General features: G+C 33.1%; 20 protein-coding genes, 4 pseudogenes and 1 other annotated feature. Of the genes and pseudogenes, 17 read left to right on the top strand and 7 right to left on the bottom strand.

Annotated elements, in window-relative coordinates; translation table 11 throughout:
• The first annotated feature begins 551 nt into the window (after nucleotides 1–551).
• The 4 genes from NSQ40_RS05000 (at nucleotide 552) to NSQ40_RS05015 (ending at nucleotide 4,488) form a co-directional block, all read left to right on the top strand.
• On the top strand, nucleotides 552–965 hold the full coding sequence (locus NSQ40_RS05000) for a nuclear transport factor 2 family protein (protein ID WP_003203873.1): 414 nt from the start codon (nucleotides 552–554) through the stop codon (nucleotides 963–965).
• A gap of 190 nt (nucleotides 966–1,155) precedes the next feature.
• Complete coding sequence (locus NSQ40_RS05005; RefSeq protein ID WP_003203875.1) at nucleotides 1,156–2,022, top strand: alpha/beta fold hydrolase; 867 nt, start codon at nucleotides 1,156–1,158, stop codon at nucleotides 2,020–2,022.
• 102 nt (nucleotides 2,023–2,124) lie between these two features.
• Complete coding sequence (locus NSQ40_RS05010) at nucleotides 2,125–2,871, top strand: MBL fold metallo-hydrolase (protein ID WP_033796691.1); 747 nt, start codon at nucleotides 2,125–2,127, stop codon at nucleotides 2,869–2,871.
• 402 nt (nucleotides 2,872–3,273) lie between these two features.
• Entirely contained in the window at nucleotides 3,274–4,488 is a 1,215-nt protein-coding gene (locus tag NSQ40_RS05015) for an RICIN domain-containing protein (RefSeq protein WP_041488800.1), read from the top strand.
• Nucleotides 4,489–5,014: 526 nt separating this feature from the next.
• On the opposite strand, the gene NSQ40_RS05020 is transcribed toward NSQ40_RS05015, so the two are convergent.
• Nucleotides 5,015–5,221 (bottom strand): winged helix-turn-helix domain-containing protein, encoded by a 207-nt coding sequence (locus NSQ40_RS05020; RefSeq protein WP_033796689.1) that lies wholly within the window; start codon nucleotides 5,219–5,221, stop codon nucleotides 5,015–5,017.
• Between the two features lie 58 nt (nucleotides 5,222–5,279).
• A complete protein-coding gene (locus NSQ40_RS05025; RefSeq protein ID WP_003203883.1) occupies nucleotides 5,280–5,447 on the bottom strand; it encodes a hypothetical protein in 168 nt (55 codons plus the stop codon).
• A 45-nt stretch (nucleotides 5,448–5,492) separates the two neighbouring features.
• Between NSQ40_RS05025 and NSQ40_RS05030 the strand changes: the two are divergent.
• Nucleotides 5,493–5,846: pseudogene (locus NSQ40_RS05030) on the top strand (recombinase family protein); the annotation flags it as partial.
• 790 nt (nucleotides 5,847–6,636) lie between these two features.
• Nucleotides 6,637–6,996 (top strand): winged helix-turn-helix transcriptional regulator, encoded by a 360-nt coding sequence (locus NSQ40_RS05035; protein ID WP_033796714.1) that lies wholly within the window; start codon nucleotides 6,637–6,639, stop codon nucleotides 6,994–6,996.
• Nucleotides 6,997–7,068: 72 nt separating this feature from the next.
• On the opposite strand, the gene NSQ40_RS05040 is transcribed toward NSQ40_RS05035, so the two are convergent.
• Nucleotides 7,069–7,596, bottom strand: coding sequence for an NAD(P)H-dependent oxidoreductase (locus NSQ40_RS05040; protein ID WP_003205180.1), 528 nt, complete (start codon nucleotides 7,594–7,596; stop codon nucleotides 7,069–7,071).
• A gap of 294 nt (nucleotides 7,597–7,890) precedes the next feature.
• On the opposite strand from NSQ40_RS05040, the pseudogene NSQ40_RS05045 reads away from it, so the two are divergent.
• The 3 genes and pseudogenes from NSQ40_RS05045 to NSQ40_RS05055 all read left to right on the top strand — a co-directional run.
• Nucleotides 7,891–8,507: pseudogene (locus NSQ40_RS05045) on the top strand (nucleoside triphosphate hydrolase); the annotation flags it as partial.
• Nucleotides 8,508–8,814: 307 nt separating this feature from the next.
• Nucleotides 8,815–9,096: a hypothetical protein gene (locus tag NSQ40_RS05050; protein WP_003205185.1), complete on the top strand. Its 282-nt coding sequence runs from the start codon at nucleotides 8,815–8,817 to the stop codon at nucleotides 9,094–9,096.
• Nucleotides 9,097–9,439: 343 nt separating this feature from the next.
• A complete protein-coding gene (locus tag NSQ40_RS05055) occupies nucleotides 9,440–10,978 on the top strand; it encodes a thiol-activated cytolysin family protein (protein WP_258248169.1) in 1,539 nt (512 codons plus the stop codon).
• 113 nt (nucleotides 10,979–11,091) lie between these two features.
• Here NSQ40_RS05055 and NSQ40_RS05060 read toward each other — a convergent pair.
• Nucleotides 11,092–11,175: pseudogene (locus tag NSQ40_RS05060) on the bottom strand (IS6 family transposase); the annotation flags it as partial.
• 258 nt (nucleotides 11,176–11,433) lie between these two features.
• Between NSQ40_RS05060 and NSQ40_RS05065 the strand changes: the two are divergent.
• Nucleotides 11,434–12,606 (top strand): phytase, encoded by a 1,173-nt coding sequence (locus tag NSQ40_RS05065; protein ID WP_003203196.1) that lies wholly within the window; start codon nucleotides 11,434–11,436, stop codon nucleotides 12,604–12,606.
• A 469-nt stretch (nucleotides 12,607–13,075) separates the two neighbouring features.
• On the opposite strand, the gene NSQ40_RS05070 is transcribed toward NSQ40_RS05065, so the two are convergent.
• Together NSQ40_RS05070 and NSQ40_RS05075 are read right to left on the bottom strand one after the other, a co-directional pair.
• Nucleotides 13,076–13,633, bottom strand: a complete 558-nt coding sequence (locus NSQ40_RS05070; protein ID WP_003203198.1) for an isochorismatase family protein — start codon at nucleotides 13,631–13,633, stop codon at nucleotides 13,076–13,078.
• A gap of 127 nt (nucleotides 13,634–13,760) precedes the next feature.
• Nucleotides 13,761–13,961: a DUF1272 domain-containing protein gene (locus NSQ40_RS05075; RefSeq protein ID WP_018766997.1), complete on the bottom strand. Its 201-nt coding sequence runs from the start codon at nucleotides 13,959–13,961 to the stop codon at nucleotides 13,761–13,763.
• 157 nt (nucleotides 13,962–14,118) lie between these two features.
• Here NSQ40_RS05075 and NSQ40_RS05080 point away from each other — a divergent pair, with 157 nt between their 5' ends.
• The 3 genes and pseudogenes from NSQ40_RS05080 to NSQ40_RS05090 all read left to right on the top strand — a co-directional run bounded on the left by NSQ40_RS05080 (nucleotide 14,119) and on the right by NSQ40_RS05090 (nucleotide 17,202).
• The gene (locus NSQ40_RS05080) at nucleotides 14,119–14,541 is read left to right on the top strand and encodes an Lrp/AsnC family transcriptional regulator (RefSeq protein WP_016131863.1); all 423 of its coding nucleotides are present in this window, start codon (nucleotides 14,119–14,121) and stop codon (nucleotides 14,539–14,541) included.
• Nucleotides 14,542–14,670: 129 nt separating this feature from the next.
• A pseudogene (locus NSQ40_RS05085) lies at nucleotides 14,671–15,412 on the top strand (IS4 family transposase); the annotation flags it as partial.
• A 198-nt stretch (nucleotides 15,413–15,610) separates the two neighbouring features.
• Nucleotides 15,611–15,863: a binding site (T-box leader), on the top strand.
• Nucleotides 15,864–15,945: 82 nt separating this feature from the next.
• The gene (locus tag NSQ40_RS05090) at nucleotides 15,946–17,202 is read left to right on the top strand and encodes an MFS transporter (RefSeq protein ID WP_258248170.1); all 1,257 of its coding nucleotides are present in this window, start codon (nucleotides 15,946–15,948) and stop codon (nucleotides 17,200–17,202) included.
• Nucleotides 17,203–17,920: 718 nt separating this feature from the next.
• Here the strand turns inward: NSQ40_RS05090 and NSQ40_RS05095 are convergent.
• Nucleotides 17,921–18,394, bottom strand: a complete 474-nt coding sequence (locus tag NSQ40_RS05095; RefSeq protein ID WP_006097468.1) for a MarR family winged helix-turn-helix transcriptional regulator — start codon at nucleotides 18,392–18,394, stop codon at nucleotides 17,921–17,923.
• 153 nt (nucleotides 18,395–18,547) lie between these two features.
• Here NSQ40_RS05095 and NSQ40_RS05100 point away from each other — a divergent pair, with 153 nt between their 5' ends.
• The 4 genes from NSQ40_RS05100 to NSQ40_RS05115 all read left to right on the top strand — a co-directional run bounded on the left by NSQ40_RS05100 (nucleotide 18,548) and on the right by NSQ40_RS05115 (nucleotide 21,841).
• Nucleotides 18,548–19,132 carry a DUF3238 domain-containing protein gene (locus NSQ40_RS05100; protein WP_006097469.1) on the top strand — a complete coding sequence of 195 codons (585 nt, stop codon included), beginning with the start codon at nucleotides 18,548–18,550 and terminating at the stop codon, nucleotides 19,130–19,132.
• 129 nt (nucleotides 19,133–19,261) lie between these two features.
• Entirely contained in the window at nucleotides 19,262–19,846 is a 585-nt protein-coding gene (locus NSQ40_RS05105; protein WP_018783170.1) for a DUF3238 domain-containing protein, read from the top strand.
• 74 nt (nucleotides 19,847–19,920) lie between these two features.
• Nucleotides 19,921–20,547: an FMN-dependent NADH-azoreductase gene (locus tag NSQ40_RS05110; protein ID WP_006097471.1), complete on the top strand. Its 627-nt coding sequence runs from the start codon at nucleotides 19,921–19,923 to the stop codon at nucleotides 20,545–20,547.
• A gap of 163 nt (nucleotides 20,548–20,710) precedes the next feature.
• A complete protein-coding gene (locus NSQ40_RS05115) occupies nucleotides 20,711–21,841 on the top strand; it encodes an MFS transporter (protein ID WP_018783169.1) in 1,131 nt (376 codons plus the stop codon).
• The last annotated feature ends 56 nt before the right edge of the window (nucleotides 21,842–21,897 follow it).

Here is a 21,897-nt window from a genome sequence, read left to right on the forward strand (position 1 = left end):
AGAAAATATTACTGTAATATACCAGGCTAGAATAACAAGAGGTTTTAGTCTTTATTGTTAATACACTTGCAGCCCTACTAGGTGCTTTAGCTACATATTTTAAATATTCTCCTAATAAACCAAATAATACTATATATTTAATTTGATTTCGCTACATAATTCAGACATAGGTAATAATAAAAATAGGATATGTAAGGTGATAACAATGTAAATGATTTTCAAAATCCATTGGATCTCTGTGATATTGGAACCTTATGTTATTAATTAATCCGCTTAATTAGTGATTAAATTCTTTTCGCAATACTACTTGTATATCTTTAAGTTCTTTTGCTTAGTTAATTATCAAAAGGAGAATTCTCTAAAGAGAAATTTAAGTTACCGAGTTATTAAACTAAAGTTGATATAAAAATATATTAACAAAAAGGTTGAAATTATACAGACCTGTCTGTATAATAAAATGCACACGGAGGGGAGGTATTTAAAAGATTCAAAATTAGCCTTTATCGATTTAGTTAATATAACGAATCATTACAGCGAAGGGGAAAATTAATATGAGCAAAGATATTAGACCACCATTTACACATGAATCTGCATTAGCAAAAGTGAAATTTGCTGAAGATGCATGGAACTCACAAGATCCAGAACGTATTTCGATGGGATACTCTCTTGATTCAAATTGGCGTAATCGTACTGAGTTTTTTTCAGGCCGAGAAGAAATTAAGAAATTTTTAACAAAAAAATTCAAAAGAGAAACTAACTATAAGTTAATGAAAGAACTATGGTGTTACACCGATAACCGAATTGGAGTACGATTTGAATACGAGTATCAAGATGAAAAAACTGGTCAATGGATGAGGTGTCATGGTAACGAATTTTGGGAGTTCGGTGAAGATGGACTTATGAAAAGAAGAGATATGAGTGGAAATGATTATCCTATTAACGAGGCCGATCGCAAATTCAAATAGTTTTTTAATAAATATTGATAAGTGAAAAATTTAAAAATGATTATGTAAACTTTTAGCAAATACATCTTTCAGAATTAGAGATCATTATAAGAGGATTTTGTATATCTAGTAGAACTTTTAAAATAATAAAATACGTATACGTTTTTTGTATTCATTAAATAAAACAATAAATGAAAGTAGGAGAATTAAAATGAATAATAATCAATCATTAAGTACATTAAATGCAGAAACGGTTCAAACATCATATGTGGAAGCTGGAGGAATAAGATTCGCGTATCGTAAATTCGGTGTGGAATCTGAAGTACCACTTGTTTTTTGTCAACGTTTTCGAGGTACAATGGAAGACTGGGATCCAGCACTTGTTAATGAAATAGCAAAAGAAAGAACAATTATCCTGTTTGATAACGCTGGTGTGGGACTGTCTTCAGGTGTTACACCGAATAGAGTTCCTGAAATGGCCAAATATGCAATTACTTTTATTGAAGCACTTGGACTAAAACAAGTGGATATACTAGGTTTCTCAATGGGTGGAATGATTGCCCAATATGTAACACTTAATCGACCAGATCTAGTTCGACGTATGATTCTTTCAGCAACAGGACCTGGTGCAGGAGAAGGTATTGAAGGATCCAGAGAAGGTGTATTTGAAGTTATGACCAGACCGGTTCATACTGAAGAAGATTTCTTATTCATGTTTTTTGACAAAACTGAAACGAGTAAGTCATTAGGGCGTGAATATTTAAAACGACTTACATGGAGAAAAGAAGATCGATCGCCTCTAGTTAGTTCGGAAACAATGAAGGCACAATTAGAAGCTATCATTAGGATGGTAAATCCTTCTGAGGAAGATACGACATTCCCCCGATTAAACGAGATAAAACAACCTGTATTAATCGCTAACGGAAATAAGGATATTATGATTCCGACAATCAATTCTTATATTATGTCTCAGAAGATTGAGAACGCTCAACTAATCATCTACCCTGATTCAGGACATGGATTTTTGTTTCAATATCCTGAATCGTTTGCCGAGCAAATTTCAATATTTTTAAGATAAATAAAGAATAACTATAAAGAGATTGTCCCCCCGAGATTATTAAATAAATAACTAAAAATCGGAGGGCATTTCATTAAATTTAGTTTATAAAAGGAGTAAATTATGAGAATTCAAAGGATGCAATGGGCAGGGATATTATTAGAAAACGAGGAAAATGTCTTAATGATTGACCCTGCTTTTAAATTTAATAAAGAATTTTTAGGTTTGCCACTTGAAAAAATATATGACTTTTCAGCATTTAAAAAACCAGATTTGATTTTAATCACGCACCTTCATCCTGATCATTTCGATCCTGAATCAATCCTTGAACATTTTGGGGAAAATATACATTTAGTTGTACCAAAGCCATGTCTGGAAGAGGTAAAATCAAGCGGGTTTAATATGGTAACCGGTTTACAAATTGGTGAAACTATTAAATGTGGGGAATTCGAAATTTTTGCAGAGTATTCGGTCGATGGGGCAGGAGATGAACAAGTATCGTGGATAATTAAAGATCGTAATCAGACATTTATTCACTGCGGAGATACTTTATGGCATGGCCGTTGGTGGAATATAGCTAATACCTACGGACCAATTGATATTGCTTTCCTTCCCGTAAATCAAGCCATTGTTAATAGAGGGAAAGGAATAATTCCTAGTAATCAACCAATATGTCTTGGACCAGAGGAAGCTATATCTGCAGCAACAATACTAAAATCAAAAATATTAGTCCCAATACATTACGGAACATTTCATAATCCTCCTGTCTACAATGAAACAAAATCACTAATTGAAAGATTGTTATCTAGTGAGAAAAACTTTGAGGTTAAATTTTTAAAAAATAAAGAAGAATTTATTTATGAATCATAATAATATATGTGTAACACCATCGACATATGCTTGATAACGATTTTTCCATCCCCCATTAAGAGATCGAAGTACAAAACTCAAGTCGAACCTTTCTTTATCAGATTGTACAAAGAAATGAAGAAAAGGGAATGAAGTAAATAATGGAAGCATCTTTTGCTAATATAAAAAAATGTATCGCAAAACCTTTAAAAGTTCCTTCAGAAGAGATAAGAAGGGACCTTTTGTTCATATAATCTCACTTATAGATAATAAAAACAAAAACTTTGGCTCTGCAAGATTTTTGTAATACTTTTAAAAGAATTTTGAAAGACATATCAATTAAAATGAATTCATAAGAGTCAACTAACGATTTAAGTAATGACTTTTACAACAAACAATATAGTAACAAGGAGAAGACAAAAAATGAATGTTAAAAGAAAACTACCTATATTAACATTTTTATCACTTGTATTTAGCGTGATTGTAATTATTTTTCCTACAAACTCTGCTTATGCAGAAGAAGATGACCGTATACTTGATATTTATGGTGATCCAATCAGAACAAATAAAGATTATATATTAGTTCATAAAGAACTTGAGCCGGATCAAGCAATAGGTGTTCCTTTAAACCAACGTGAAGCAGCTGTAGGTGCACATAAACATGGAATAACTTTTGAGACCTATATTGGTTGGTATTATCCTGTTACATCCCACAATAATTCTTATTTTGGGGGAGAACAACACTACGATACAAAAGGCAATTTATACTATGGTACCCCTATAAATTTTGAAGCCCCAAGAGGGGAAAGAGGGGATGGGTATCTAAGAAATGATACTCAAGTTTCAGTTTCAATGAAGATTGGGAATAACTCTAGATGGGGAGGAGCACCAAAATACCATCTAACTGGTACGAACTCGCCATATTTTATTCAGAACAAATCACAAGAAAAAATCTATACAGTTTTAAAAGAAAATTCTAAAGAACTAAACCTGGTAGCAGATAGAGTTACTCTATATCACGATAAATTTGGTCGACCTACTACTTCGTACAATGCTCACACTTCTTATATTTCTACTCGAGTTTTACAAAGTTGGTACACAGGTCGTGAGAAAGCTTGGGTACAACATGAAGGTCGAGGGTATGCTGGCCTTGAAGTAGTACCCATTCAAAACTCTTGGGACCCGGAGAGCGTAAATGGTACGTATCACCTTATTTCCGGTGTGAATGGGACAAGTGTTGTAGATATGAGTACACGTAGATCGCCGGATCCTAACATACCTCTTAATAATGTTCACCTACATGAAAAACATGATGGGGCGAATCAAAAATGGATATTTGAGTATGATCAAATAATAGGAGCATACCAAATTAAAAGTGCAACAAATCCAAATTTAGTGTTAGCTTGGAATGATAGTAATAATTCTAATAATGTATTTGCTACACCGAATCAACAGAAACTAGAGCATTATTGGATTCTAGAAGATTCTGGAAGTGGCTATATATATGTGAAAAATTTCAAAAATCAAAATAAGGTACTAGATGTACAAGGGAAAGGTACGTCAAACGGAACAAATATAATTGTAAATAATAATAATAATGGCTGGAACCAATCATTTAAGCTAGAAAAATTAGACTAAAGGGTTCTACTACTGCAGGCTGTGGAGAAAGTCTTTTCTACAGCCTGTTTTTATGTTTCCTATCCTTTGTCGGCTTGCTAAATTAGCTAAAATGGAGTATGGAAACCAAAAGCGAAATATGGAGCCATATGCAAGTATATTCCAATTCAGCTCGTGATCTCTCGAGACAAAAAGTAAAAACGAATCTACAAATATAGTGGGTTCGTTTTTACTTTTTCTGGAGAAAACAAGGTAATGAAATTTTTTATTGTAACAAAAACAAACGTTTCTGTTACATTTTCTATTTGAAAATATGAAATGCCTTAACTGTTGAATTAGCTGTAACAAAAATAATTCGTAACATTATTGACTTTAATTCTTTTTGTTACAACAAAACTTGATGAGTGGCTCCAAAAAGAAGGAATCGTTGCCGTACCCCAGCTACATCCAGAAATCGTTTTCGTTTATTGCTAATTTCAGATCTTTTTCTTACAAAACAAATTACTTTTCCCCTAATTGCACCTACTACTGGTAGTAGGTTTACAAATTAGAAAGCCATTATTCCCTCTTTGGTAATTTTCCAAATACCTGGTTTCGTAGTTACCAAATACCCTTTCGCTTTTAAATACATACAGGACCAACGAACATCATTATGCCATTGTAGTTCTGCTCCCTCTTTAGGGGTACGGAAACGATTCTGGGTATGAGGGGCCACTCTGGAAAAATATTCAACAGAAAAAGTTGTAGAAACCATTATCTACGACTTTTTATTATTAGAACTAGCTAATTATTAGTTGCAATTTGAAACTTCATTAATCTGGACAAATATCCAAAACATCATGAAAAAGGGCATACTCTACAGTTACCTGAGGACCAAATAAGGTTACACCTTCTGGAAATTGAACGCCTTCAACAACTTCATTTATTTCTGCATACGATAAATCTGTATAACCACCTAGTTTTAAAGTTTTATTTATCATTTGATTCAGTTCTAGCTGTTGAAAAGTATATGGTTGTACATCATATCCATTCAGCTATTACAGTTAGTAGAACAACTTCGGGAAAAGGATGTTCACTTTGCGATTTTAAATTTAGGAATAGATACTAGAACTCTAACAGGAAAATTCTTTTTAACTGTCATGGCTGCCTTTAGTGCATTAGATCGAGAAATGATTAAAGAAAAACAACGTGCAGGAATAAAGTTAGCGAAACAAAAAGGAGTGTATAGAGGAAGATTGAAGAAATACATGGATAAGCACCCAGGTATGAATCATACGATTGAATTACGGAAGCATACCAATAAAACTGTTAAGGTAATATGCCAAATTACAGGAGTGAGTCAAGCTGCTCTGTATCGTAGATTAAAAGAACTTGAATAAAGTTCTTTTTTAATTTGTAATTAAATCCCAGAGTGGCCCCTCATACCCAGAATCGTTCCCGTACCCCTACTAAAAACGACCGTTTTTGGATCTCATTGTTAAATCCCTGTTATATCAAGGGATTCAGTCTTAGCGTACAGAATCCGCGAAATGTTGGTGCTACCTCACTAAGGACTACAAAAATTTATCATTACAGTATTTTTAAAATCTGTGAACAACTATGAAAAATTCGGGGGTTTGCAACCATCCATATAATCAATGCTATTCTTAGTAACAATGCAAAGGGAACGTGATATATTCTCATATGTAATATTGCATATAAGAATGTATTGATAAAAATGTAAGCGCTTACTATAATAAAAGCATAAAGATAAATCACATCTTAGCATCAACGACAGAGGAGGAAATAATATGACAATCGCAATGGCAGTTTTATCGTTCTTAGGTGGAGTACTTCCATTAGTAACAGAACTTTTAAAAGCAGTAATGTAAGTCCATTATTCAGCAATTATTTATAAAAATTATCATACAAATGATCTGTATATCAAGAATGAATTGATGTGCAGATCATTTGTGTGAGTAAACTTTAAATCAAAAAAAGAATCCCAGAAGCCATAAGGGATTCTTTTTTGTAATTTAAATTAGATTCTTTGCATGAGAATGCAACAATATAGGACATTAAAGAAAATATAAACGTGTTACTTTACATTCTTGTGATAAGATTGCATAGTAATTTACTATAAAGTATTCATATTGATAGGATATTCTTATCAGAAGGAGAGTGGGGATTGTGAGAGAAACTTGTGTTCCGACTGGCGTAGAACTAAAAAACACTGGTTTTGGATATACCTTATCCTTAATAGGTGGTAAATATAAAATGATTATTTTGTATTGGTTGTCTGAAAATAAGGTTATGAGGTTCAATGAGCTGAAGCGATGTATTGGGACTATTTCCTTTAAAACACTAAGTGTTATGTTAAAAGAGCTTGAGGAAGATGGTCTTATTATACGTAAAGAATTTCCCCAAATACCTCCAAAAGTTGAATATTCATTATCTGAACGTGGCTGTTCACTTATTCCATTGTTAGATATGATGTGCGAGTGGGGAGAGAAAAATAGGTTTCAAGCTCTAGAAGATGTAACAAAATAGGCATAGTGTAAAAAGGAAGTACCTTCTTGTTTAGAAGGTACTTCTTATTTTAACTTTTATAAAAGTTACCTATTACATATTATCAATGAAATTTAAATAATCTTGAGTACTTTTTTCTATTTCACTTACAGATGGCTCAAATTCTGCTCCATAAAACGCAAAGAACGAACGATAATCTGCTTTACAATAGATGGCTGTCGTCTCAAACGGAAGCAATACTTGTTCAAGTGTATAATGGTATCTTCCAGCTTCACTATAATCCACATTTTTGATCCCGGCAGATACCCCTAAAGCAACTTTACGATTCTTTAATTTATCTCCTTTTGAACCATAAGCCCATCCATAAAGGAAAACATCATCCAGCCACTTTTTTAAGAGAGGAGGACAGTTGAACCAATATACAGGAAATTGGAAAACAAGGTTCCCGTGAGTTTCAACCAATTTTTGTTCTTTTTCCACATCTATGTTCTCATCAGGATAAACTTTATACAATTCGTGCACAGTATATTTTTCTGGATATTTTTTTAATTCTTCTACCCATCGCTTATTAACAACAGATGTTTCTAAACTTGGATGTGTTACGATAACAAGAGTTTTCAATGTTTCTTCCTCCTTAGGCTGATTTCATTTTTATTGTAAAGTCCAAGCTGAAAATATGTAAGTACGCACTTTTATTACAGGTACTTACATAAAGGTAAGTACCTCCAATTTGCAGTCTATTTTTATCGTGCCGAATGACCAATAAACTGATGAAAGGGAAAGAAGGCTGCATAAGATGGTCTGTCCACGGTAAATTTTGTTACAATATCCCATGAAAATTAACGTTTGGAAAATACTATATCACTATAACCTAGTTTTACACGTATCCCGGCTGAACCCCATCGCCATCAACCTAAGAAAACAGGATGGCTACAAGATGGAGGAAAATGGTACTACTTTGATGCAAGCGGAAAAATGAAAATGGGCTATATTGAAGATGAAAATGGAGCTTACTTATTAGGAACAGACGGTGCACTGTATACAAATACGGGATGGGTTCAATATGAGGGAGATTGGTATTACATTCTCGAAGGCGGAAATCTACACATGGGCTATCTTAAATATAATGATAAAACATATTATTTAGATGGATTTAGTAAAGGGAAAATGCGAACAGGTTGGATAGGAGAATTCCCACAAGGTAATTATTTCCTTCCTGCTGGCTCAATGGTAACGGGTTGGAATTTAATTAATAATCAGTGGCATTATTTCAAAGATAACGGAGGTGCTTATATGGCTGGTTAAGTTATCAAGGAAGCTGGTATTACTTTGTTGGTGCTAAGATGCAAACAAGTTGGGTACAAGATAAGGATAATTGGTACTATATGAATGCAGATGGCACAATGAAAACAGGTTGGGTACAAGATAATGGAAATTGGTACTATTTACAATCTAATGGTGCAATGGCAGTAGGAAAACATTTCATTGATGGTAAATGGTATTCATTCAAAGATAATGGCGTTATGATGTAACAAAAGGTCTTTTAAACTGAATATATGACATCAGATATCTATTTTAAGATATTTCTATAATAAAAAAAGACACCTGTGAGGGTGTTTTTTTCATCCCTCTGATTAATCTAGGAAGAATAACTTTTATAACAATAATGGGTAGTAAGTACTCTTAAGTTGATGGCGATGGGGTGCCGCCCCATCGCCATCAAGCTAACAAAACAAAATACCCCCTAAAATGAAAAAATACGCTATTATTTCAATGTAATAATAAAGGTATAAGAAATACATACATAGAAAAAATATAATAGACAGAGGTAATTATAAGATGATTTTAAAACTAGCATTTATACTTTTTGGAGTACTCTTAGTATTATGGGGTATATATAGTACTAAAAAATATGAAACATTTTTAGATAAAATCACTGGAATAGGACAATTTTTAGCCGGAATTGCATGTATAATTATAGGGATTTTAAACTTTATAAATGAAAGTAAACTTTTGAATATTAATTTACTTTCAGTGATAGGAGTAGCACCACTTGCCCATGAACCTAATATTTTGGAGTACCGCAAAACAAAAATTTCACCTCACCACAGTTGTCTATGAGAATTCAGTTCATTTTTTTGTTTTAGGGAACAATTAATTTCCAATACATGTCTTAATGCGAAAATGTGATATTTCATTGACCTTACTCAGGTATGCAATATTGCATATAAGAATGTATTGATAAAAATGTAAGCGCTTACTATAATGAAAGTATAAAGATAAATCACATCTTAGAAACAACAAAAGAGGAGGAAATAATATGACAATCGCAATGACAATTTTAAAATTTGTAGGTGGAGCACTTCCATTCGTTCAAGAACTTTTAAAAGCATTTATGTAAGTTCACTATTTAGCAATTATTTATAAATAATTATCATACCTTAATACGAAAAAAAGGAAGGAGTTGATTTTTTTGAAAATCAAGAAAAATACTAAGGGAATAAAATTACTAGCATGTTTATCAATTGGCTTATGCACTATTAATTATTCTTCTATTTCCTTCGCTGAAACAAAAACAAGTAATGCAGCTGATGCAACAAAAAAAGCTATTAACATTGATACTGGCATAGAAAATCTTAAGTATAATAATCAAGAGGTTTTAGCAGTAAATGGTGATAAAGTAGAGAGTTTTGTTCCGAAAGAAAGTACAAATTCAAATGGTAAATTTGTAGTAGTTGAACGTGAGAAAAAATCACTTACAACTTCACCAGTCGATATTTCGATTATTGATTCTGTGGCTAATCGTACTTATCCAGGAGCAGTACAACTTGCAAATAAAGCTTTTGCGGATAATCAACCTAGTTTGTTAGTAGCTAAGAGAAAACCTTTGAATATTAGTATAGACTTACCTGGCATGAGAAAAGACAATACAATTACTGTCCAAAATCCTACATATGGTAATGTGTCTGGAGCAGTAGATGAATTAGTATCTACTTGGAATGAAAAGTATTCAAAAACACATACGTTACCTGCAAGAATGCAGTATACAGAATCTATGGTGTATAGTAAATCTCAAATAGCAAGTGCTCTTAATGTTAACGCTAAATATCTTGACAATGCACTGAACATTGATTTTAAAGCGATTGCAGATGGAGAGAAAAAAGTGATGGTTGCGGCATATAAACAAATCTTTTATACCGTAAGTGCAGAACTACCTAACAATCCATCAGATCTTTTTGATAATAGTGTTACTTTTGATGAGTTAACTCGTAAAGGGGTAAGTAATGCGGCTCCGCCTGTTATGGTGTCAAATGTAGCTTATGGTAGAACAGTTTATGTGAAATTAGAAACATCATCTAAGAGCAAAGATGTACAAACTGCTTTTAAAGCCTTAATTAAGGGTCAAGGCGTTGAAGCGAGTGGACAGTACAAAGATATTTTTGAAGACAGTACCTTTACCGCTGTAGTATTAGGTGGAGATGCAAAAGAGCATAACAAGGTTGTTACAAAAGATTTTAATGAAATCCGAAATATCATTAAAGATAATGCAGAATTAAGTTCTAAAAATCCAGCATACCCAATTTCATATACTAGCTCTTTCTTAAAAGATAATGCAACTGCTGCTGTTCATAACAATACAGATTATATTGAGACTACAACTACAGAATATTCTAGTGCTAAAATGACGCTTGATCATACTGGTGGATATGTTGCTCAATTTGATGTATCTTGGGATGAAGTCTCATATGATCAAAATGGAAAAGAAGTACTAACCCATAAAACTTGGGAAGGAAACGGCAGAGACAGAACTGCTCATTTCAATACAGTCATACCACTTCCGCCGAATTCAAAAAATGTAAAAGTCGTAGCAAGAGAATGTACAGGTCTTGCATGGGAATGGTGGAGAACAATTATCAATGAACAAAATGTTCCATTAACAAATGAAATGAAAGTTTCAATTGGAGGAACAACATTATACCCAAGTGCTAATATTAGTCATTAGGTAAAAGTGAAGCGCCCTGTTTACAGGGCGCTTTTTTACTTGGTCGCAAGGGTTCTGGTGCAAAGATAAAATAAAAGAGAATATAGCTCATATATTTCTAGCGGAATTCTATTTTATGCTGTAAGCCCAAACAATCGATGGATGAATTCTTTCTGGTTTTGGACAGACTGATCCCGTAAATCAATCTGTCCAAGTTTAGGAGATTACTTGCAAAAGTTTTAGAGTTTTTGCACCAGAACCAGACTTTTTATGGATAGTGCAACTTTATTTTGGATGGATAATTTTCACAATACACATAACGTTCTGCTTACGATAGATCCTGCAAATCATTTATCCAAAAATTTACAATAAATACATAAATAATTAAAAATTAATAGATAAAATAATACAAGAAAAGTGTATCTGTTCTAGTTAACAGGATAAAGAAAATTATTTTTTTCAAGGGGGAACTACAAATGTTAAAGGAAATATCAACAGTTGCTTTAATGACGAGTGTATTATTTTTAACAGTAAATTCTACACCGAATTTGGTGGGGGAATTTTCAAATCCAAGTGTACAAGAGAAACAAAAACATTCAAAACTTGTAAAAGTGGAAGCAAAAGAGGAAACAGATGCAGTTGCCAATGCGGGTGATGCAGCTGATGATCCAGCAATTTGGGTTCATCCTCATGATTCTGAAAAAAGTAAAATTATTGGAACGAATAAAGAGGGTGGGATAGCTGTCTACAATTTAAAAGGAAAACAACTACATTCGTATAACTTTGGGAAACTAAATAATGTTGATGTACGATATGGATTTCCAATTGGAGGTAAAAAAATTGATATTGCGGCAGCTTCAAATCGTTCTACAAATACAATCGATATTTTTGCGATAAACCCTAAAACAGGAGAATTAGAAAATATTACGGGATCTCCCATTCAATCTAGCATGAAAGAAGTATATGGGTTTAGTCTCTATCATAGTCAAAAAACGGGTATTTTTTACGCATTAGTTGTAGGGAAGGATGGAACTTTTGAACAATATGAGTTATTTGACAATGGAAAAGGAAAAATAGAAGGAAAGAAAGTACGTGAATTAAAGCTAAGTTCTCAATCAGAAGGAATTGTAGCAGATGATGAGTATGGAACAATATATATCGGTGAAGAAGATGTGGCAATTTGGAAATTCAATGCGGAACCAGACGGAGGAAACCAACCGATTGCAAAAGTAGATGGTGCGGATGGAAACCATTTAACAGCAGATATTGAGGGTTTGACGATATATTATGGAAAAAATGGGACAGGGTATTTAATTGCTTCTAGTCAGGGGAATAATAGTTATGCAGTGTATGACCGTAAAGGCAACAATGAGTATATTGGTAATTTTGCTATTGTTGATGGTAAAAATGCTGATGGAACGAGTGATACAGACGGTATTGATGTAATGAGTTTTGGATTAGGAGAAAAATATCCAAATGGCATTTTTCTAGCACAGGATGGAGAGAATATGGATCATGGGAAAATAGTAAATCAGAATTTCAAAATGATAGATTGGAAAAGGATTGCAAAAGGATTCGACTCAAAATTACAGATAGAAAATAACGTAGATCCTCGTAAACTAAAATTTAGAGAAATATTTAGCAAATAGTTAAGGTGAATAAAAGATCATTTCATAGTATATTGAAATGATCTTTTTTAGAATTTTATAATGCCTCAAAACAAAAAAATTGTACATTTTCAACTAGAGATGTCAATTTTCTCGTTTGGGGAGTATTTGCTTTCCTAAGCTTGATGGCGATGGGATAGCACCACATTCCCATCAACTTAAGAAATTGGTTGTTCCCCAAAACGAAATTTCTATCTAAGAAATAAACCATTAAATGTAAAATTAAAATAAATGTATTTTATTTTAATTTCTTAAATACGCATAACCCCGTTCCAATTTTAGAACGGGGTTAAAATAAACTTTTTTAGTTTCTGGTGTGATATAATTCCATATTAAAAATATAATAACACACATTCGTTTAAAGATGGTTTGGGTTATTCCACAATCACGCCTGATTGCTATAGATCAATAATTTTTTTAAGGTTCTCAATTTAACAGGGTAAATAGTGATTTATCGGTAATTGTTATGAATTGGTTGAAACAAATCCTCTTGGCTGGTCCGAACAACAGAAAAATTGTCAACATTGTAATGACCATGAAGTATTTCATTATGATGACTTATTATCTTTTCAGCAGATAGGATTGAAGAATCTGTCGTTGAATGACCATCCCCAACTAAAGTAACATCAAAATGATTCACCGTTGCAGTTCTAACCGCTGTGTCAATACAGTGTTCTGTTTTACATCCCATGATAACAAGATGTTCGATCTCGTTTTCCTTTAAAAAATCCATTAATAGTGTACCATAAAACGCATTTGTAGCTACTTTATCAAATATTTTTGCATTGGTTGGCACTTTTACTGTCTGGTGTATTTGAAAACCTGGACCTTTGCCATCAGCAACATCTTTATCCCTCACAAAGATAATCAAAGCATGTGATTCTAGTGCTTTATTAATAACCAAATTAACATTATCTAACAATGCTTCTTTATTAAGCACATTTTTAGTTTCGTTATTACCATCAACTAATTCTTTTTGGACATCAATAATAAGCAAAGCTTGGTTCAATATAAAAACTCCTTTATGCTATAATTTATATATATGTTCTCCATATCTTTCTTCATTCTAATAATCATAATATCGCCCCCTTTTATCTTTTGAACCTATTTCGTTACGAACCTAATAAGTAGTATTGTTATATGTTAAGAGAGCAGACACTACTAGATAGGGGTCTAGGTCTTTTAACAAGTTCTCCTTGACAATTAGGACATACATAATTCATTAATTTTGTACACTCCTCACAAAATGTACATTCATGTGTGCAAATAAAAGCCAAAGATTGCTCTTCAATCTTATTATTACATTTCTCACAACATTTCCTCATTTCAAGTCCCATTTTTATTCCTCCAATAACATTTTTTTCATTATATACATAAAATTATAAATATAATATAATTTTGTTTAAATACAAATTATTAGCTATTTCATCCAAAAGACTTAAAAAATTTATTCATTATAAGCGTTTTGCTTTAAATAAAAAGGGGATGTTTAGAATAGACCATATTGACCGAAAGATTTTACATATTCTTCAAGAAGATGGACGTATATCTATGACTGAACTAGGAAAAATGGTGAACTTATCAACACCAGCTGTAAAAGAAAGAGTAAAAAAATTAGAGGATAAAAATATTATTACAGCCTATAGGGCAGTTATAAACCCAGAGAAATTAAATAAGAATGTAACGGCTTTTGTTTTGTTTGAATCAAAAAAATGTCAACAATTCAGAAATTTTTGCAAAGAAAATCCTATGGTCTTTGAGTGCCACAGATTAGCCGGACAATATAGTTATTTGGTGAAAATAGTCACTGAATCGGTGCAACATTTAGAAGAATTTATAGATGCTTCAATGGAGTTTGGCTATCCATCAACTTTAATTAACTTATCATCACCAGTAAAATATAGATGTATTTTTTAGAATAGAGTTCTTCGAATTTATTTAAGGGATGCTGCCACACATCCATCAACTTAAGGATTTAGACTATTCTTGAAGTTAAAAGCACGTTACTATTCTCTTATGTTAATGAGAAAGGGTGACGTGCTTTTTATGAATATGCATCAAAAACAAGAGTTGTCTTTATTTGCCGAAGAGTTATATCGCTATATGTCTCCCGCTACACTTAATCAATTAGCTATAGAAGCAGGCGGAATGAAACGAAAACGTAAGTGCCATGGGCACCATTTTTTATCTTTGTGTGTATGGTTAAATCAACAAATCGCTACTACCTCTCTTACTTAACTTTGTAGTCAATTAGAAACTTCAACAGGAATTTTATTAAGTCCTGAGGGACTTAATCGACGATTTAACGTGGCTTCTGTAGCCTTCTTTCGAAATGTATTTACTACACTTCTACAAGCTAAAATTGGAGGGTTATCTAGGATTTCTCATTCTCTTTCTGCTTACTTTGAGCGTATTCGCATCCTTGATTCTACAACCTTTCAAGTTCCAGATCGATTCGCAGCTACTTATCCTGGTGCCGGAGGATGTAGTCATAAAGCTGGTGTAAAAATTCAACTAGAGTATGACTTGTTGAGTGGAGAATTTTCTGATGTGAAAATTGAACCAGGAAAACGAAGTGATCAGGCGTATGGTGCGGCTCGAACAGGTATGGCACAAAAGAATGAACTATATATTCGTGACTTAGGATATTTTCGTTTACAAGAACTTTAAGTCTATTCAAGATAAGCAAGGATATTATTTATCACGTCTTAAGTTACCAACTAAGATATATAGAAAAGAATTCGAAACAGTCGTATTTAAAACAAAACCCGCTCAACTGAGACCGGTATAGGGTAGCACCACATGTCTATCAAGCTAAGAAATCGAGTCACCCAAAAAAACGAAAAAGCTCATTTCTTATCTGAAAAAAGATACTAAGTGAGCTTTTTCGGATACTACCAATAATTAGGATTATGTTAACTAAGTTTGTATATGAGATGTAAAAAACATTTACAATATATATCCAATAATGTTAGTATATATGAAATTAAATGCAATGAAGAGAAGAGTAAATAAAGTGAATTCTATACAGAGAACCCTGGTAGCTGAAAAGGGGTTAGAATTTCTTTATTGAAGCAAGGCTCAGAGCAGCACATTGGAACCGACTATAGGGGGATAGTGTGACGGGCGCTCCCGTTATAGAGCTAGGGTATAAGCCTTTTTGTTGTACCTGATAAGGTTAATATGGCGACATATTAATAAACTGGGGTGGTACCGCGATCTAAAATCTCGTCCCCAAGACACTTAAGTCTTGGGGGTGGGATTTTTTTATTTCGTTTTAAGTGTTGCATTCTATCTGATTATATTTTAGGAGGAATTCAATTGAGTTTAAAAAAAACATTGGAAAATTGGCGGTATCCATCTATCTTATTGTTTAGCATTGGTGTTTCAAGTGTTGGAAGTTGGGTTTACTTTATCGCTCTAAACCTTATCGTTCTTAACATAACAGAGTCGGCCATTGCTGTCTCTGGTTTATATATTATTAGGGCTTTATCAACGTTGTTTACTAATATTTGGTCAGGAAGTCTTGTAGATCGTTTAAATAAAAAGTATCTCATGATAGCACTAGATGTTTTTCAGACTGTGCTAATTGCATCATTACCTTTCTTCTCTTCTTTAGGGCTTATATATGCTATGGTCTTTCTTATTACAATAGCGAGCTCTATGTACCACTCAACATCGGTAACTTATATTACGAAGTTAATACCAATAGGACAAAGAAAACGTTTCAATTCTTTACGTAGCCTACTTGATTCCGGAGCTTTTTTGACTGGACCAGCAATAGCAGGAATGATGTTTACAATTGGTACACCAAATATGGCTATTTATATCAATGCTGTAGCTTTATTTTTATCTGCATTAATTACAGTAGGAATGCCTAATGTTGAATCCTCTGCACAATTAGAAAAAACATCAGATACAACAAAATTATCTCTTAAGTTATTAATAGATGATTGGAAGCTTGTTATTAGATTTAGCCGTAAGTATTTATATATCATGATGATTTATCTTTTGTTTAGTGCGATGATAGTCATGATGACAGCTACAGATTCGTTGGAAGCTGCTTTTGCAACTAGGATACTTTCCTTATCTGAAGGTGAATATGGAGTCTTAGTCAGTATTGCTGGAGCAGGAGTATTAGCAGGTTCTTTATCCAATGCAATAATTATTGAAAAAATACCTACCTCATGGCTTATTGGTATGGGTTCCTTAATAACTGCAGTAGGTTATATGGTTTTTACATCCTCTAATACCTTTATAGCATCTATAGGAGTTTTTGTTTTGTCATTTGCTACTGCCTTTTCTAATACTGGTTTTTACACATTTTATCAAAACAATATACCTGTTGATGTGATGGGGAGAGTTATAAGTATTTACAGGTTTATTGAGGCTTTTTTAATTATTACCGTTACGGCAATCTTTGGTATTTCTTCCGAGCTTATATCTATACGATTTGTTGTAGTTTCAGGAGCATTTATAATGTTTTTGGTATCTATTACACTATTTATTTGTAGTGTTCAACCATCAAAAGCGAAATTCTATTCTAATTCACCTGAGCTTAAAGATTCATTCCAATAAATTCTTTTTTTAATGAATAAAATTAGATAATAGTTATGAAATAAAAAGGATCTTTATTCAAAGATCCTTTTTACTACCGATAACGAGAATTATGTAAAAAAGTTAGTATGGATCTAACTTTTTCTTTTTTTGTTACAAACATTATATCCTCTTTATTCACAGTGTTTTGAATGTATACTTTTCTTGATGTTTTTGAAGAAAATGATTAACTCACGATAAAATGAGTTATTATCTATTTATGATGGTAATAAGTATCGCAATGATAATTGTCGTTTTTTTAGGGGATGGATTTAAGTTAGGCTCTATTTTAAAATGGATTGTGTGTATTATGTGGTTTTTTGTATTTATAGGGAATCTTTGTTATTACATTAAAAGTTTGAGAAAAAGAAATTTTAAGGATTAGATTGATATGTAAAAGCCTCAATTATCTAATATACATTTAGATAATTGGGGCTTTTGATTTTGTTATTTATCTTTTATTAATGTAAGCGTCAAAGTGTGTCCTGAAGGATTTCTTGCACGAAAAGGAGTGAAAAAAATGCGAGAAATTCATGCTTTGTAAGATATGAGGGAAGGCCCCCATATCCATCAAGCTAACAAGGACGAGTTACCCCAAAACGATAAAAACGATCAACATGCAAAGATTTTTCGTTCTGGGGGTATTATGATATCTTAACTTGATGGGTGCACGGTTAGTCCCCTTTTATAAACTCATTATTTACCAGACAGGTCTTAACCTCGATGATGATTTACCCTCATTTGCTTCATAAACTAACTTTGTTAAATCTTCCTTGAGCATTTGCATTCTTTCATCGCCTATGTTTTCAATCCAACGTTGTTCCATTTCAGTTAGTATCTTCTCTTTTGCTTGCACTACTAGCCAACCTTTTTCGGTCAAAACAATAATTTTCCCTCTCTTATCAGTTGGATGAGCTTTGCGCATTACATAACCACTTTTCTCAAGATAATCCACCATTTTACTCACAGCTTGCTTTGTAATTCCTAAATATTCGGCTAGTTCTATACCTGTCGCTCCATTAGGAGTGATGCATTTAAACATAAAACCGTGTACAGGTCTAATATCTCCAAATCCCAATTCACTCAATTTGTCATGTAGTTCATTGATTGATGCGCTAAAGGATAATGACAAAAGTGACGTAAGGTCCAATTCACTAAATACTGGATGACTCATACATAAAACCTCCTTAAATAAAGTCAATACGGTTGACTACATCTGATTTCTATTGTACTATATGGCATATAGTCAATCAAATTGACTATAATTAGTTATAAGAGAAATAAGGGATTCAACGAAACAAAAATTAATAAATTATGGAGGTTTCTCATGGCTAACATCGTGAAAATTAGAGGAAGTGTGTTTGCCCCGTATGCTTGGTTAGAACCTATTAAAGATCCTACAACAGGAAAACTTTTTGAATATACTGGTGATGCACGTGAATTTACACCTTATGCTGTAAACACAATGCGGTCAAGATTAGAGCAAGAAGTGATTATTGATTTTTATAAAAAAGAAATTTTTTCACATGCAAATGCTTGTATCGTAACTGTGAAAATTACAAATCCAGATGGTTCTATCGAGTATAAAAAAGGGAGAACAAGCACAGAAAATATTGTATGCACTAATGTTGTGTGGGGTACTGATGAAGTTTCTTTTAAAATGAGTGCAAGTGCCAGCAATCCTTTAAATACAGCAGCACCTGCAGCTGACTATGTATTAACTATACACGTTAACAAAAGTGGGGTTGCACAAATTGAAGGTGCACATGATGGGTTCCCCTGCTATGAATTTTATAAACAAACAGATTTTGGTCCATTTGAATTAATATATACACATGATTTCAGAAAAACTGGTGACACTCCAGCAGCACTAGCTGGGGAAATGGAATACAGTTTTAAAACGACAATCTAGATATAAATATTGAATAGAAGTTTACAAGCAGCAAAATTATTTATACGAAAGAAATTGCGATCTGTTTTGCTCAATGGGTCAATATTATTATTACCCAAAATAAAATTAAGAATTGCAGAGGTGTGTCTCATGACTAATATCGTTAAAGTTAGAGCAAGTGTATTTATTCCAATGTCTTGGACTGAACCTAAGAAGGATACTCAAACAGGAAACGTGATTCAATTCGAAGGTGACTCACGTGAATTTACACCATATGCTGTAAATACTATGCGTTCCAGAATTGAACAAGAAATAGTTGTAGATTTTTATAAAAAAGAAATTTTCACATATGCGAATACCGGCATAACAACAGAAAGAATCACAACTCCTGATGGTTCCGTTAATAAGAGAACAGGAAAAGCTAGTACGGAAAATATTTTGTGCACTGATGTTGTATGGAAGTCAAATGACGTCAAATTTAAAATGACTGCAAGTGCTAGCAACCCATTAAATGTATATGCACCTCCTGTTGACTACCTATTAACTGTACATGTCCAAAAAGATGGTACCGTCGATATTGAAGGTGCACATGATGGATTCCCTTGTTATGAATTTTATAAGCAACTAAATTTTGGTCAGTTTGAGAAAATTCATACACATGACTTCAGAGAAACTGGTGATACAGCTGAAGCTCTAGGTGGAGACATGGAGTATAGTTTTAAAAAGATATTATAAAGAACAATATAATACCCTTTTTATTAAATAAATATATAACAACATCAAAGAGTGAGTAACAGGAGGAAAAGCGAATGACAACAGTTTTATTTGTAAAAGCAAACAATCGTCCAGCAGATCAATCAGTTAGCGTGAGATTATATTATGCTTTTTTAGCAAGTTATAAAGAATCTCATCCAAATGAGACAGTAGTAGAGCTTGATTTATACAACGAGGAATTGCCATATGTAGGAGTAGATATGATTAACGGCACATTTAAGTCTAGTAGAGGATTGGATTTAACAGCAGAAGAAGCAAAAGCAGTAGCTGTTGCTGATAAATATTTAGATCAATTCCTTGCAGCTGATAAAGTTGTTTTTGGTTTCCCATTATGGAATTTAACAATCCCAGCTGTATTACACACATATATTGATTACTTAAACCGCGCGGGAAAAACATTTAAATATACGTCAGAAGGTCCAGTAGGTCTTATTGGAAATAAGAAAATTGCATTATTAAACGCAAGTGGCGGTGTATATTCTGAAGGACCAAAAGCCCCAATGGAAATGGCTGTTAAATATGTAGCAAGTATGATGAGCTTCTTCGGTGCAAAAGATATAGAAAAAATAGTAATTGAAGGTCACAACCAATTCCCAGATAAAGCAGAAGAAATTATTGCTGCAGGGCTTGAAAAAGCGATTAAAGTAGCAAGTACGTTTTAATTAACAAAACACTTGTCACTCTATATGGCAGTACCAACACTTTTATAGCGGTGGTACTGCTTTTTTATTCGCTTAGCTCGCATCAATTGGGTAGTAAGGATCCAATTGATGCGAGCTTTCCCTTCTCAACTTATTAAACGAAAGAAAGCAGGATTACATTACAATGGAACGTTTATGGACAAAAAACTATATAATGCTGACCATTACAGCATTATTACTATTTAGTGGTTTTTATTTACTCATGCCAACACTACCTATGTTTATTAAACAATTAGGTGGAAGTGAATCTCAAGTTGGATTTATTATTGGGGTGTTTACAATATCGGCAGTCATTTTTCGTCCTATTGTTGGAGGATTAATGGATCGATATGGTCGAATGGTATTTATAATAAGCGGACTACTATTTTTCGCAATTACAATGTATTTTTATGATTGGGTAACAGGGGTTATATTTTTAGTGGTCTTACGTATTCTCCATGGAATCAGCTGGGCAGTTGCTACAACTTCGATAGGAACGGCTGTGACTGATGTTATTCCACAATCTCGTCGTGGAGAAGGAATGGGATGGTATGGACTTGCCGTGACTTTAGGTATGGCTTTAGGACCAGTATTAGGTCTTTGGGTAATAAAATCATTTTCATTCCATTATCTATTTCTTCTATGTACAGGATTAGCACTTGTTGCATTCATACTTGCACTTGGTACAAAAATACCAGCAATTCAACATGCATCAAAAAAACCAATATCATTTTTTGAAAAAACACTCTTACCAATCGCTATTGTTACATTTTTCCTATCTCTTACTTTTGGTGGCATTACAACATTTTTACCACTGTTTGCGGCAAAAATTCAAGTTAATGCTGGTACTTTTTTCTTAGTTTATGCTGTCACACTTACAGTAGTTAGACCATTTGCAGGGAAGGTATCCGATAAATATGGAGAAGGAATCATTATTATCCCTGCGCTGTTTACACTGATAGCCGCACTATTAGTTCTAGCAATGACAAATGGGATTGTTGGACTAGTTATTACAGCTATTTTGTATGGGATTGGATTCGGATCAGCACAACCTGCTCTTCAAGTAGCCATGATACGATTAACTTCACCAGAGAAAAGAGGAATAGCGAACGCTACATTTTTTACTGCTTTTGATTTAGGGATTGGTTTAGGGTCCATTCTTCTAGGATTTGTTTCACAACTCATGGGATATCAAATGCTATTCATTGTTTGTGCTGTCTCTGGGTTTGTTAGTCTGTTAATTTTTATTTTGTTTGTAAAAAAGACGCTAACATAACTTTTAAACTTACGAAAAAAGCGCTATTCTTTTTGTAGAAATATACAGAAAGGATG

It is taken from the genome of Bacillus sp. FSL K6-6038 (assembly GCF_038050455.1).
Taxonomy (GTDB): domain Bacteria; phylum Bacillota; class Bacilli; order Bacillales; family Bacillaceae_G; genus Bacillus_A; species Bacillus_A pseudomycoides.

What these genes read in the sequence shown, in the direction of transcription:
- NSQ40_RS05000 (WP_003203873.1), top strand. Translation starts at nt 552, where the DNA reads ATGAGCAAAGATATTAGACCACCATTTACACATGAATCTGCATTAGCA.
- NSQ40_RS05005 (WP_003203875.1), top strand. Translation starts at nt 1,156, where the DNA reads ATGAATAATAATCAATCATTAAGTACATTAAATGCAGAAACGGTTCAA.
- NSQ40_RS05010 (WP_033796691.1), top strand. Translation starts at nt 2,125, where the DNA reads ATGAGAATTCAAAGGATGCAATGGGCAGGGATATTATTAGAAAACGAG.
- NSQ40_RS05015 (WP_041488800.1), top strand. Translation starts at nt 3,274, where the DNA reads ATGAATGTTAAAAGAAAACTACCTATATTAACATTTTTATCACTTGTA.
- NSQ40_RS05020 (WP_033796689.1), bottom strand. Translation starts at nt 5,221, where the DNA reads ATGGTTTCTACAACTTTTTCTGTTGAATATTTTTCCAGAGTGGCCCCT.
- NSQ40_RS05025 (WP_003203883.1), bottom strand. Translation starts at nt 5,447, where the DNA reads ATGATAAATAAAACTTTAAAACTAGGTGGTTATACAGATTTATCGTAT.
- NSQ40_RS05050 (WP_003205185.1), top strand. Translation starts at nt 8,815, where the DNA reads ATGATTTTAAAACTAGCATTTATACTTTTTGGAGTACTCTTAGTATTA.
- NSQ40_RS05065 (WP_003203196.1), top strand. Translation starts at nt 11,434, where the DNA reads ATGTTAAAGGAAATATCAACAGTTGCTTTAATGACGAGTGTATTATTT.
- NSQ40_RS05075 (WP_018766997.1), bottom strand. Translation starts at nt 13,961, where the DNA reads ATGGGACTTGAAATGAGGAAATGTTGTGAGAAATGTAATAATAAGATT.
- NSQ40_RS05095 (WP_006097468.1), bottom strand. Translation starts at nt 18,394, where the DNA reads ATGAGTCATCCAGTATTTAGTGAATTGGACCTTACGTCACTTTTGTCA.
- NSQ40_RS05100 (WP_006097469.1), top strand. Translation starts at nt 18,548, where the DNA reads ATGGCTAACATCGTGAAAATTAGAGGAAGTGTGTTTGCCCCGTATGCT.
- NSQ40_RS05105 (WP_018783170.1), top strand. Translation starts at nt 19,262, where the DNA reads ATGACTAATATCGTTAAAGTTAGAGCAAGTGTATTTATTCCAATGTCT.
- NSQ40_RS05110 (WP_006097471.1), top strand. Translation starts at nt 19,921, where the DNA reads ATGACAACAGTTTTATTTGTAAAAGCAAACAATCGTCCAGCAGATCAA.
- NSQ40_RS05115 (WP_018783169.1), top strand. Translation starts at nt 20,711, where the DNA reads ATGGAACGTTTATGGACAAAAAACTATATAATGCTGACCATTACAGCA.